The following is a 12404-nucleotide window of genomic DNA, read 5'->3' as shown; positions in this document are numbered from 1 at the left end:
GTCTGTCCAAATGCAGGCATATCTCACCGCAACTTGTCAAAACATGAAAAAAATAGCCCTTCACCTGACCAAAAAGGGTCAAATGAAGGGCTGTTTTTTTTATTTTATCTTGTTTAATGTTGATTCTGTTTTTGAGCTTGTTCTGGTGTATCAAGACTAGTTGCACCAGGGTATTGTAGTGATTGGTCGCGATCAGATTCGACGCGGCGTGATTGTTTTAACTTTTTTTCTTGACGGTCTTTTCCCATTGCTATTTACACCTCCTTACTAGAGAGTGTTGCTGTTATAAGAAAAACTATGCAGGCAGAAGGGAGGATTAGTTTTTATAAAAAGTTCCCATAATGGAAATGATAGGAGGTGAAAATATGGATGGGAATTATTTTTATTTTATAGCATGGATGGGCTGGATTGTTGCGACGTTTTTTATGAAAAAAGAAGCTATTCGTTGGAAAGTGAGTACGGTCATATTAATATTTATCATTTGCTCACAAATTCATGTATCAATTGTTTCTTTCACTGTATCAATAAATGCTCTTTTACTTGGTATCATTTCTTTTTTAGGGATTACGCTATATTCTATCTGGAAAAAAATATACGTGTTACTTTCGGCACTTATCATCGCTATGTTATACACAACTTTTCATTTATTAGAGGTATATGACCCGATTTGGATTGTTATGGATCGAACCTTTATGTTAAGTGGTGTTCTTGTATATGCATCAATCTTGTTGCATCGAGATCGTTTGTTACGGCTATGCTCTTTATATACAGGAGCACTACAAGGTGAAATATTAGTAACATTTATTTTTCGTAAACTTCATTTTCCATATGAATTTGGTAGTTTGACGTTTTTTGATATCATTGCTGTTTCGACGCTATTTGTCGCAATTTTGCTTTGTGTTGTAAAGGTATCAGCTTATACAGGAAAGCTTAGGAAAAAACATGTAAAAGAAAGGCAAGGATAATACATGACTGAATATACACCAGCCATTTTGTGTGGCGTAATTGCAGGAACAGTAACGAGAATATTTATGCTGCGTACAGATACAAGACAATATCCTACACGTTTGCATGGGAAAATAATTCATATCGCTATGGGGTTAATCGCAGCAGCTTTAGGGGCAATTGCTATTCCATCTATTTTGAAAAAGGATTTTTCAGCGATTACGTTCTTAACGCTAGCAGCTTCCCAATTTCGAGATGTACGAAATATGGAAAGAAATACACTGCAACAATTAGATGGGTATGAGCTTGTACCACGTGGAAATACATATATTGAGGGGATAGCCCTTGTATTTGAAAGTCGTAACTATTTAGCGATGCTAACATCATTTGTGACAACATTTACATACATAGGGTTTCATTCGTGGGTTGCTGGTGTAGTTACTGGCATAGTGGGATTGTTTATTGCAAAAATATTGATGTCTGGTAAAAGGCTACACGATCTCGTAGACATTGAGCATGTTCCTCTTCGGTTTGAAGGGGCAGGACTCTATATTGATAATATTTATATTATGAATATTGGATTGCCAGCACGGCAAGAAGAAATTATGAAGTATGGAATGGGGTTTATTCTAAAGCCTAAGTCCATTGACGCAAGGGTAACGATTTCCAATCTTGGACAACGACAAGCGATCTTGCATGATGTTTCGGTTGCATTAGGCATATTTAGAGATTCTGGAACGCCGGCGTTAGTGCCACTAGCTAAGCGTGATTTAGAAGACGGGAGAGTAGGTGTATTTGTACTCCCGCAAGATCAAGACGTAAAAAAAGCGATTGCGGTAATCGGAAATGTGCCAACTTTAGAAAGCGCGGTTCATATGTCATCAGAAGCTCCGAAAGGAAGGAGAGACACAAGGTGATATTAGAAAGCTATATTCTTGCTGTAATTACAACAACACCAGAAAAGTTTGCTGGTGGAGCACCTTTATTTGTTTGTGATTCAAAAGAAGAAATGGAATTTGTCGCAAATAATTTAGAAGCTATTTTAGATGGTATTGCACACCGCTTACAAGAGAATGTATATATTATTGTGAAACATTAGTAACGTATGCTATAATATGAGGTGTTTTGATACGTTGAGAAATATTCTGGAATGCAAATCCCTTCTTGCACAAAGAAGGGTTTTTTACATAATAAACAGAAGCAAGATGAAAGGATGAAAGTATATGCCGAAACCAGTAGTGGCAATAGTAGGCCGCCCGAACGTAGGGAAATCTACTATTTTCAATAGAATTGTTGGAGAGAGAGTATCAATTGTAGAAGATATCCCAGGTGTAACACGAGATCGTATTTATAGTGCAGGAGAATGGCTGAATCATGAATTTAACATTATTGATACAGGTGGAATTGATATTGGAGACGAGCCCTTTTTGACACAAATTCGTCAACAAGCGGAAGTTGCGATTGATGAAGCGGATGTTATCATTTTTATGACGAATGGTCGCGACGGTGTAACTGCAGCAGATGAGGAAGTTGCAAAAATTTTATATCGTTCTAAAAAACCGGTTGTACTTGCAGTAAATAAGGTGGACAATCCAGAGATGCGTAATGACATTTATGATTTCTATGCATTGGGATTTGGTGAGCCGTTCCCGATTTCTGGTACACACGGATTAGGTTTAGGAGATTTATTAGATGAAGCAGCACAACATTTCCCTAAGATTGAAGAAGAGGCATACGATGACGAAACGATTCGTTTCTCATTAATTGGCCGCCCGAACGTAGGGAAATCATCGCTTGTAAATGCATTACTTGGTCAAGAACGCGTAATCGTAAGTAACGTAGCAGGAACGACACGTGATGCTGTTGATACACCGTACAGTAAAGATGGACAAGATTACGTTATTATTGATACAGCTGGTATGCGTAAAAAAGGGAAAGTATACGAGAGTACCGAAAAGTATAGTGTGCTTCGTGCATTGAGAGCGATTGAACGCTCTGACGTTGTTTTAGTTGTTTTAGACGGTGAAGAAGGAATTATTGAGCAGGATAAAAAAATCGCTGGTTATGCACATGAATCAGGACGAGCTGTTATTATCGTTGTGAATAAATGGGATGCAGTTAAAAAAGATGAAAAGACAATGAAAGCATTTGAAGAAAACATTCGTGCTCATTTCCAATTCTTAGATTATGCGCCGATTGTATTCTTATCTGCGAAAACGAGAAAACGTACGCAGACATTATTACCAGTTATTAATGAAGTCAATGAAAGTCATAGCATTCGCGTACAGACGAATGTATTAAATGACGTAATTATGGACGCGGTGGCAATGAATCCAACGCCAACACATAATGGTAGCCGCTTGAAAATCTTCTATGCAACACAAGTTGCAGTGAAGCCACCAACATTTGTTGTCTTTGTAAATGATCCAGAATTAATGCACTTTTCATATGAGCGCTTCTTAAAGAATCGTTTACGTGAGTCGTTTGGCTTCGTAGGAACGCCAATTCGAATTATTTCTAGAGCAAGAGACTAATGGAGAGGATGTGATTTTATGAAAAAAATCACAGTAGTAGGAGCAGGTAGCTGGGGAACAGCGTTAGCGATGGTATTAGCTGACAATGGTCATGATGTACGTATTTGGGGAAATCGCTCAGAGCTCATGGATGAAATGAATATGAAACATGAGAACAGTCGGTATCTTCCAGGGATTACATTGCCAAGCACAATCGTAGCCTACTCTTCTTTAGAAGAAGCATTAGTAGATGTAGATACAGTACTTCTAGTGGTGCCAACGAAAGCGTACCGAGAAGTACTGCAGGATATGAAAGAAATTGTTTCAGGGCCAATTACTTGGATTCATGCGAGTAAAGGCATTGAACCAGGGACTTCAAAGCGTATTTCAGAAATGATTGAAGAAGAAATACCAGCGAGTCTTATTCGTGATGTTGTTGTATTATCAGGACCGAGTCATGCGGAAGAAGTGGGGCTACGTCAAGCGACAACTGTCACTTCTGCTGCTAAACGTATGGAAGCGGCTGAAGAGGTACAAGACTTATTTATGAACGGCTATTTCCGAGTATATACAAATCCTGATATCGTCGGGGTGGAGCTTGGCGGCGCATTAAAAAATATTATTGCGTTAGCTGCTGGAATTACAGATGGTCTTGGGTTAGGTGATAACGCAAAGGCAGCTTTAATGACACGTGGTCTAACGGAAATCGCTCGCTTAGGAAGAAAGATGGGTGGAAATCCGTTAACATTTGCTGGATTAACAGGAATGGGTGACTTAATTGTAACTTGTACAAGTGTCCATAGCAGAAATTGGCGTGCGGGAAATATGCTTGGAAAAGGGCATTCGTTAGAGGAAGTATTAGACAGTATGGGTATGGTTGTTGAAGGTGTACGAACAACGAAAGCGGCGTACGAAATGGCTGAGAAAATGGGTGTTGAAATGCCAATTACATCAGCTTTATACGATGTGCTATTCAATGGAAATAATGTGAAAGATGCAGTAGGTTCATTGATGGGGCGTGTTCGCAAGCATGAAGTTGAAGCGATACCTGATTTACTGTAAATAGAAGCTATATAAGTGCTTTATGCACTTATATAGCTTTTTGTTTTTTTTCTAGGTATTTTCACCATTTCATTCTTTTTGCATACGATGGAATGTAACTTAAGGAGAGGGTGAAGGGAATGGATAATAACCTTTTTAATAATATTGAGAAAGAGGCAAAGGTAAATAAAGATGATATCTTTAAATTAGCATCATCTGTACAAAATGCAAATTTACGTGATGAGAAAGTGTTACGTCAATTGATTCATCAAGTTGCTACAATGGCAGGACGTGAAGTGCCGAAAGAGCAAGAAGACCAAATTGTAAAAGCGATTATTAATAACAATATGCCGACAGATTTTAGCTCATTAAGTAAAATGTTTAAAAAATAAAGTATGAGAAACAAAAGGTTCATAGATTGCATACGATAGCTATGAATACATGGGAATAGAGCTGTTTGTGGGCATATTTGGTCAACCGAAGCGAAGAGGGTATATTCGCTTCGGTTTTATTTTTATCCCGCTATTTTCGGGCAGTAATACCTCCATCTCAAGATTCAGAGAGAAGTAAGGAAGATAGGTGGGGGATAACTGCCCGTAAAAGCCGGATTCGTGAGGAATTTCCATCAGTGGGAGATGAAGAAAACCCCCACTGATGGAAGTTTCACTTTATCTCGCTATTTGAAGGTAGTAATTTTCCCGATTGCTTTAAGAGAAGCAAAACGGGAGATAAGTGATCTCTAGAAATCTTATTGGTGTGAGAATAAAGTGTCATACGATTATTGATTATAAAATTGTCAGTAGTGGAGTTTTTGTTTAGGGAAGAATTCATAATAAAATAATGAATTCTCTTTGTTTAAAATTTTTAATTTGTTAAAATAGTATAAAAATAGACTAAGGGGTGTGTATATGTCTGAAGGACTTATAAAAATGTGGTTTTCTTTAGGGGCAATGGGATTTATGTTTATTGCGGTACTCTTTATTTTGTTAAGTAGACATAGAATGAAGAATAAATTTTTGAAAGGGATTACAGCGGGGGTTGCGTATACACTTATGATTGTATCTGGAATTGTTATTTTTCTTGTTGTGTTTAGTGGACCGGTGGAACAGTAAAAATAGTGATTACTCTTTATTTGAAAAGGATATTAATAGTTGAAAAAATATATAATTCCATAAAAAACTACTAAGAAATAGTAGGGATTTATAAGTTTATTGCGGCAGTGATAAGGAAGAAACGAGATATAGTAAATGCTAGCTAGAAAATAAAGGGTGGATTGCCAGTGAAAAAAGTCTATATTATTTTAATATTTTGTTGTACAAGCATTTTAGTAGGATGTATGTATCCGAGAGAAAATATGAAACAAAATGCTATCCCTTATGAAGATCAGCTACAAGCTGTCCAAAAAGCTGTAAATACATATAAGGAACAAAATAATGGTTTGTTACCTATTAAGACGCGGGATATGAGTACACCAATTTATCAAAAATATCCTATCGATTTTCAAAAAATTGCGCCGCGTTATATACAAGATCCGCCAGGGAATGCGTATGAAAGTGGTGGTGTGTATCAATATGTATTGGTTGATGTAGAAACAAATCCAACAGTAAAATTAATCGATGTAAGAATGACAGAACAGATTCGGGAGGTTAAGTTAAAATTGCAGATGTATCGAGATGATCATCAATATCCTCCTTTTAAAAAAGTTATTGCGGATGGCGTTTATGAATTGGATTTCAAAAAAATGGGTTATAAAGATGTACCACAGGTGACGAGTCCATATTCTGGAAAAGGATTGCCGCTCGTGATCAATGAAAAAGGGGAGATTTTTGTTGATTATCGAATGGACTTATATGAAATATTACAAAAAAATGAGGGGGAATTAAAAGAAGGTGAAGATATTCGGAATGTGCTATTAAAAAACGCACCATTTGTACCGGCATATTCATTACCTTATACAGTAAAGAACGGAGAACCAATTTTTTTTAAAGGATAAGTCATGAACCTTTCTTCTAGCGAATAAGTTCTAGAAGAAAGGTTTTTTCTTGTAATTCAACTTGTGATGCAAACAAAAAGTTCTTTTTAAATAGTCATATGAAACTAGGACAAAATCATATGATATATTGTCCGAACTTCCAGAGTATCTTTAAGTTAAATCAGATGTTAGGAAATATCAGCGAGAGTATGGATTGTTAATAGAAATTAGATTGTTCCCAAAAATTTTGAGGGAGGGAATCACTTGGAAAAGGTCGACATTTTTAAAGATATTGCTGAACGCACAGGCGGTGATATTTATTTTGGGGTTGTAGGAGCAGTTCGAACAGGGAAATCAACATTTATTAAAAAATTTATGGAGCTTGTTGTCATTCCGAATATCGAGAATGATTCAGATCGCCAGCGTGCTCAGGATGAATTACCCCAAAGTGCTGCGGGGCGTACAATAATGACAACGGAGCCAAAATTTGTTCCAAACCAAGCGGTTTCCATCCATGTTGATGACGGTCTAGAGGTAAATATTCGATTGGTAGACTGTGTGGGTTATACAGTTCCTGGAGCCAAAGGTTATGAGGATGAGAATGGTCCGCGCATGATTAATACTCCTTGGTACGAAGAACCTATACCATTCCATGAAGCTGCTGAAATTGGAACGCGTAAAGTAATTCAAGAGCATTCTACTATCGGGGTTGTCATTACGACTGATGGAACGATTGGAGAAATTCCAAGACGAGATTATATAGAAGCAGAAGAGCGTGTAGTGAATGAGTTAAAAGAAGTAGGGAAACCGTTCATTATGATTATTAATACTGTACAGCCGTACCATCCGGATACGGAGCAGTTACGTCAAAGTTTATCAGAAGAATATGATATACCGGTCATCGCAATGAGTGTAGAAAGTTTAAGAGAAACAGATGTTTACAATGTGCTTCGTGAAGCATTATTTGAATTCCCAGTTTTAGAAGTCAATGTAAATCTTCCAAGCTGGGTAATGGTGTTGAATGAGGGACATTGGTTACGTCAGAGTTATCAAGAAGCTGTTCAAGAGACTGTTAAAGATATAAAACGACTTCGTGATGTAGACCGGGTTGTTTGGCAATTTAGTCAGTATGAGTTTATTGATCGAGCGAGTTTGGCTGGAATTGATATGGGGCAGGGAGTAGCAGAGATTGATTTATATGCACCGGATGAATTGTACGATCAAATTTTAAAAGAAGTTGTAGGTGTAGAAATTAGAGGGAAAGATCATTTGTTAAAACTCATGCTCGATTTATCTCATGCGAAAGTAGAATACGATCAAGTCTCAGATGCTTTAAGAATGGTGAAACAGACAGGATATGGTGTAGCTGCTCCAGCCTTAGCTGATATGAGTCTAGATGAACCAGAAATTATCCGTCACGGATCAAGATTTGGTGTGAAATTAAAGGCTGTTGCTCCATCAATTCATATGATTAAAGTAGATGTTGAATCCACATTCGAGCCAATTATTGGTACTGAAAAACAAAGTGAAGAGCTTGTTCGGTATTTAATGCAAGATTTTGAAGATAATCCGCTTTCAATATGGAATTCAGACATCTTTGGCCGTTCGCTTAGCTCAATTGTTCGAGAAGGAATTCAAGCGAAATTGTCTTTAATGCCAGAGAATGCTCGCTATAAATTAAAAGAAACATTAGAGAGAATTATTAACGAAGGATCTGGTGGACTAATTGCCATTATTTTATAAGAAAAATCCCTCTGTACGCAGAGGGATTTTTCTTTTTTGTAAAGGGTTGAAGGAAAATAAACCGTCATTATCTAATATTTTGTTGTATATTGTCAAGTTTCATCAGTTTTTCACATTTTAGAGGTAACAATTTCTTTAAAAATATTGAATTATACAGGAGAATCGTATAATATAGGCGTTGATAATGATTTATCTACATCTTTGTAGTATAGAATTTGTAAAAATTGCCTACAAATGAAAGTAAGACTCATTTTATGATCATTATACAGTCTTATCTTTGGGAGGAGGTGAATGGCATGAACAAGACAGATTTAATTAATGCTGTTGCAGAAGCAAGTTCCCTTTCTAAAAAGGATGCAACAAAAGCAGTTGACGCTGTTTTTGATTCTATCTTAGAAGCTTTAAAACAAGGTGATAAAGTACAATTGATCGGATTCGGTAACTTCGAAGTTCGTGAGCGTGCGGCTCGTAAAGGTCGTAACCCACAAACTGGTGAGGAAATTGAAATCGCAGCAAGCAAAGTACCTGCATTCAAACCTGGTAAAGCGTTAAAAGATGCGGTTAAATAATCCTTACATATTAACAGGGAAGAAGAGTTTCCTTTTTGGGGACTCTTCTTTTTGCTTTTAAAATCATAAATATGCTAGAATGTGTTCGTATCACTTTTAGGTTTTTCGGGAGGGCTAGCGGATGGCAAAAGTTAACTTAGAACAAATCGAACAAGCAGTGCGCCTTATTTTAGAGGCAATTGGAGACGATCCAAATCGTGAGGGAGTACTAGATACGCCAAAACGTGTTGCAAAAATGTATGCAGAAGTATTTTCAGGTATGCATGAAGATCCAAAGGAACATTTGCATAAAGTATTTGGAGAAGATCACGAAGAGCTTGTGTTAGTAAAAGATATTCCATTTTATTCGATGTGTGAGCACCATCTTGTTCCATTTTATGGAGTTGCTCATGTTGCATATATTCCACGTGGTGGAAAAGTAACGGGGTTAAGTAAATTAGCTCGTACTGTAGATACAATTGCACGTCGTCCACAACTTCAAGAGCGTATTACGTCAACAGTGGCTGATTCTATCATGGAAGTGTTAGAACCACATGGTGTTATGATAGTTGTTGAAGCGGAACATATGTGTATGACAATGCGTGGTGTGAAAAAGCCTGGTGCAAAAACAGTAACTACAGCAGTGCGCGGTGTACTAGAAAATGATGCAGCGGCACGTAGCGAAATTTTGTCTTTTATTAAGGCGAAGTAAAGAAAAGCGGGAAACTGCTTTTCTTTTTTATTTACCTTGCTATTTGAGAGTAGTAATACTCTCATTTCGAAAATCAGTGAGAGTAAAGGAGTTGGGTGGGGGATAGTTTGTTATGAGGCTATGAGCAGAATAATAGTCTTCGAAAAGGTACATATATTTTGGTGACTGCTCACAAACTTATTAATGAATGATGTATTATGACATAAGCTTGTTGCGTGTATAGAAAGATAAATTAGGGTTTACCTTGATTCACCAAGTTTTGGTTATAGAAAATAGAATGTATGTGTTATAATAGGTTTTATGAATTAGAAAACAAGGGTGATTTTTTGTGTGTGACATCTACGGAGGGTATGCGGATATAAAGGAGCAGTTGTTATCAAAACTGCGCCATCCTTATTTTATAAACTATATTGAAGAACCATTTATTGATGAAGAAAAAATAATGCTTTTATATGCTGCTTTAAAAAATGCAAAACTACATAAAGAACAAATCGATCACTACGTGTTAACAATCATGCTTGTGCAAATCGCTCTTGATACACATGAAAAAGTATCAAATAAAGAAAACGAAGAGACAAGTGGATTTCATAAGCGTCGTCAGCTTACAGTACTTGCAGGTGACTATTATAGTGGATTGTATTATTATTTATTATCAATGAATTGTGACATTGTACTTATTCGTGCACTTGCTGAAGGAATTAAAGCAATTAATGAACATAAAATTATGTTATATCAGAAGGCGTATCAAACAGTCGATCAAGTAATGGAAAGTGTGCTGACAATTGAATCGGCACTTTTGCATAAAACATGTGATCATTTTCATTTATCACATTGGAAGCCACTTATAGCATATATGTTAGGGAGTAATCGTCTTCAAACAGAGTATCAATTGCATGCTGAAAGGAAAAACGCACCTGTTTTTCAAGCGGTTCAAGCAACTCTATCAAATGATGATGACAGAAACGCAGAAACCGTCTTTAAAGAGTGGTTGGGAGAAATGAGCAAACAAGAAAAGACATTTCTACAAAGCCATAAAGAAATTGGTGATGTAGTTTCTACTTTAAAAGATAAATTGAAAACATAAGCAATTTTATATTGGAAGAAGGGTAAGAGCATGCAACAATCAAAAGAAGAAAGAGTACATGACGTATTTGAGAAAATCTCTGATAAATACGATGTAATGAATTCGGTTATTAGTTTCCAAAGACATAAAGCATGGCGGAAAGAAACGATGCGGATTATGGATGTAAAGGCTGGTAGTAAAGCATTAGATGTATGCTGTGGAACTGCTGATTGGACAATTGCACTTGCTGATGCTGTTGGTCCGAATGGACAAGTACATGGCCTAGACTTTAGTGAAAATATGCTATCTGTCGGAAAAGAAAAAGTAAAAGCTTTAGGGCTAAATCATGTAGAACTTATGCATGGGAATGCGATGGAACTTCCATTTGCAGATAATACATTCGATTATGTAACAATCGGTTTTGGATTACGTAATGTTCCGGATTATATGCATGTGTTAAAAGAGATGACTCGTGTAGTCAAACCAGGCGGGAAAGTGATTTGTTTAGAAACGTCACAACCAACGATGATTGGTTTTCGACAGTTCTATATTTTATATTTCAAATACATTATGCCGTTATTTGGAAAGATGTTTGCAAAAAGTTATAAGGAATATTCATGGCTTCAGGAGTCTGCTAGCACATTCCCAGGAATGAAAGAATTAGCAAGTATGTTTGAGTCGGCTGGGCTTGAGCGTGTACAAGTGAAACCATTTACTTTTGGAGTAGCAGCTATGCATTTAGGGTTTAAACCCGAATCAAAATAGAAAAAAGACGTTTTAGGTTAAGGTGAACAATATGAAGTTACAACTTATGTACTCTTTTTTACGATCGGATATTAATGTAATAGAAAAGGAATTAAAAAAGACTGTTGCTTCTGAGCAACAACTAGTTGAAGAAGCGGCATTACAGCTGATTGAAGCTGGTGGGAAGCGGATTCGTCCTGTTTTTGTGTTACTTGCAGGGAAATTTGGGGATTATAAGTTAGATGCGATTAAACATGTGGCAGTTGCACTAGAACTCATTCATATGGCTTCTCTTGTTCATGATGATGTAATTGATGCAGCGCTTTTACGACGCAGCAGCCCGACGGTTAATGCGAAATGGGGAGATCGAATTGCAATGTATACAGGAGATTATTTGTTTGCGAAGTCTCTTGAATGTATTACAAATTTAGAAATTCCAGAAGCACATCAAGCCTTGTCATATACAATTTTAGAAGTTTGTAAAGGTGAAATTGAACAAATTAAGGACAAGTATAATTATAATCAAAATTTAAGAACGTATTTACGAAGAATAAAGAGGAAAACAGCACTATTGATTGCGGCGAGTTGCCAGTTAGGTGCTATTGCGTCGGGTGCAGATCGTGATACGGTAAATCGTTTATTTTGGTATGGCTATTTTGTTGGCATGTCTTATCAAATTATTGATGATATTTTAGATTTTGTCTCAACGGAAGAAAAGCTTGGAAAGCCTGCTGGGGGAGATTTATTGCAGGGGAATGTGACACTCCCAGCTTTGTATGCTATGGAAGATCCGGTGCTTCGTGCGAAAATTGTATCAGTTCATGAAAATACGACGTCAAGTGAGATGAAAGAAATTATTCATGATATTAAAACAAGTCCAGCAATTGACCGGGCATTTGCATTTAGCGAACGTTATTTACATAAAGCATTAGATGTAATAAAACCGTTGCCGCGTGGGCAGGCGAAATATGCGTTGCAAAATGTTGCAAAGTATATTGGAAAACGAAAATTTTAATTGTTTTTTCTTGTAAATAAAATAATCTCTCTATTTCAAAACTATTGCACAATTGTGATAAGGGTGTTACTATGTGTGTGGGGATATACAATTACATACATAATTCAG

Annotated in this window: 14 protein-coding genes and 1 pseudogene; 14 read left to right on the top strand and 1 reads right to left on the bottom strand. The window is 36.8% G+C overall.

Features of this window, described 5'->3' with window-relative positions:
- Positions 1-113: 113 nt before the first annotated feature.
- Positions 114-248: a YpzI family protein gene (locus AZF08_RS14505; protein ID WP_063177299.1), complete on the bottom strand. Its 135-nt coding sequence runs from the start codon at positions 246-248 to the stop codon at positions 114-116.
- Positions 249-365: 117 nt separating this feature from the next.
- Between AZF08_RS14505 and AZF08_RS14500 the strand changes: the two are divergent.
- The 14 genes and pseudogenes from AZF08_RS14500 (at position 366) to hepT (ending at position 12296) form a co-directional block, all read left to right on the top strand.
- Positions 366-976, top strand: a pseudogene (locus tag AZF08_RS14500) (YphA family membrane protein).
- Positions 969-1862 carry a YIEGIA family protein gene (locus tag AZF08_RS14495; protein WP_033676983.1) on the top strand — a complete coding sequence of 298 codons (894 nt, stop codon included), beginning with the start codon at positions 969-971 and terminating at the stop codon, positions 1860-1862. Before AZF08_RS14500 ends, AZF08_RS14495 begins: the two are co-directional and overlap by 8 nt.
- The gene (locus AZF08_RS14490) at positions 1859-2044 is read left to right on the top strand and encodes a capping complex subunit for YIEGIA (RefSeq protein ID WP_033676981.1); all 186 of its coding nucleotides are present in this window, start codon (positions 1859-1861) and stop codon (positions 2042-2044) included. Before AZF08_RS14495 ends, AZF08_RS14490 begins: the two co-directional genes overlap by 4 nt.
- A 124-nt stretch (positions 2045-2168) precedes the next feature.
- On the top strand, positions 2169-3479 hold the full coding sequence (gene der / locus AZF08_RS14485; protein WP_033676979.1) for a ribosome biogenesis GTPase Der: 1311 nt from the start codon (positions 2169-2171) through the stop codon (positions 3477-3479).
- 18 nt (positions 3480-3497) lie between these two features.
- Positions 3498-4520, top strand: a complete 1023-nt coding sequence (locus tag AZF08_RS14480; protein ID WP_033676977.1) for an NAD(P)H-dependent glycerol-3-phosphate dehydrogenase — start codon at positions 3498-3500, stop codon at positions 4518-4520.
- 119 nt (positions 4521-4639) lie between these two features.
- Positions 4640-4891, top strand: coding sequence for a stage VI sporulation protein F (locus AZF08_RS14475; RefSeq protein ID WP_033676976.1), 252 nt, complete (start codon positions 4640-4642; stop codon positions 4889-4891).
- A gap of 516 nt (positions 4892-5407) precedes the next feature.
- A complete protein-coding gene (locus AZF08_RS14470; RefSeq protein ID WP_033676975.1) occupies positions 5408-5611 on the top strand; it encodes a DUF2768 domain-containing protein in 204 nt (67 codons plus the stop codon).
- 167 nt (positions 5612-5778) lie between these two features.
- On the top strand, positions 5779-6492 hold the full coding sequence (locus tag AZF08_RS14465) for a hypothetical protein (RefSeq protein ID WP_033676973.1): 714 nt from the start codon (positions 5779-5781) through the stop codon (positions 6490-6492).
- 243 nt (positions 6493-6735) lie between these two features.
- Complete coding sequence (gene spoIVA / locus AZF08_RS14460) at positions 6736-8214, top strand: stage IV sporulation protein A (RefSeq protein ID WP_033676972.1); 1479 nt, start codon at positions 6736-6738, stop codon at positions 8212-8214.
- A 296-nt stretch (positions 8215-8510) separates the two neighbouring features.
- Positions 8511-8783: an HU family DNA-binding protein gene (locus AZF08_RS14455; protein ID WP_001043860.1), complete on the top strand. Its 273-nt coding sequence runs from the start codon at positions 8511-8513 to the stop codon at positions 8781-8783.
- 121 nt (positions 8784-8904) lie between these two features.
- The gene (gene folE / locus AZF08_RS14450) at positions 8905-9474 is read left to right on the top strand and encodes a GTP cyclohydrolase I FolE (protein WP_033676970.1); all 570 of its coding nucleotides are present in this window, start codon (positions 8905-8907) and stop codon (positions 9472-9474) included.
- 328 nt (positions 9475-9802) lie between these two features.
- On the top strand, positions 9803-10558 hold the full coding sequence (locus tag AZF08_RS14445) for a heptaprenyl diphosphate synthase component 1 (RefSeq protein WP_033676968.1): 756 nt from the start codon (positions 9803-9805) through the stop codon (positions 10556-10558).
- 30 nt (positions 10559-10588) lie between these two features.
- Positions 10589-11302, top strand: a complete 714-nt coding sequence (locus AZF08_RS14440; protein ID WP_033676967.1) for a demethylmenaquinone methyltransferase — start codon at positions 10589-10591, stop codon at positions 11300-11302.
- 31 nt (positions 11303-11333) lie between these two features.
- Positions 11334-12296, top strand: a complete 963-nt coding sequence (hepT, locus tag AZF08_RS14435) for a heptaprenyl diphosphate synthase component II (RefSeq protein WP_033676965.1) — start codon at positions 11334-11336, stop codon at positions 12294-12296.
- Positions 12297-12404 lie beyond the last annotated feature (108 nt).

Source organism: Bacillus gaemokensis (assembly GCF_001590835.1).
GTDB lineage: Bacteria > Bacillota > Bacilli > Bacillales > Bacillaceae_G > Bacillus_A > Bacillus_A gaemokensis.
Note: the sequence above shows the minus strand (reverse complement) of the source record. Positions and strands in the feature narration are given on the sequence as shown.

Coding starts and splice junctions, on each gene's coding strand:
- hepT (WP_033676965.1), top strand. CDS start 11,334: ATGAAGTTACAACTTATGTACTCTTTTTTACGATCGGATATTAATGTA.
- folE (WP_033676970.1), top strand. CDS start 8,905: ATGGCAAAAGTTAACTTAGAACAAATCGAACAAGCAGTGCGCCTTATT.
- AZF08_RS14475 (WP_033676976.1), top strand. CDS start 4,640: ATGGATAATAACCTTTTTAATAATATTGAGAAAGAGGCAAAGGTAAAT.
- der (WP_033676979.1), top strand. CDS start 2,169: ATGCCGAAACCAGTAGTGGCAATAGTAGGCCGCCCGAACGTAGGGAAA.
- AZF08_RS14505 (WP_063177299.1), bottom strand. CDS start 248: ATGGGAAAAGACCGTCAAGAAAAAAAGTTAAAACAATCACGCCGCGTC.
- AZF08_RS14470 (WP_033676975.1), top strand. CDS start 5,408: ATGTCTGAAGGACTTATAAAAATGTGGTTTTCTTTAGGGGCAATGGGA.
- AZF08_RS14495 (WP_033676983.1), top strand. CDS start 969: ATGACTGAATATACACCAGCCATTTTGTGTGGCGTAATTGCAGGAACA.
- AZF08_RS14440 (WP_033676967.1), top strand. CDS start 10,589: ATGCAACAATCAAAAGAAGAAAGAGTACATGACGTATTTGAGAAAATC.
- AZF08_RS14480 (WP_033676977.1), top strand. CDS start 3,498: ATGAAAAAAATCACAGTAGTAGGAGCAGGTAGCTGGGGAACAGCGTTA.
- AZF08_RS14455 (WP_001043860.1), top strand. CDS start 8,511: ATGAACAAGACAGATTTAATTAATGCTGTTGCAGAAGCAAGTTCCCTT.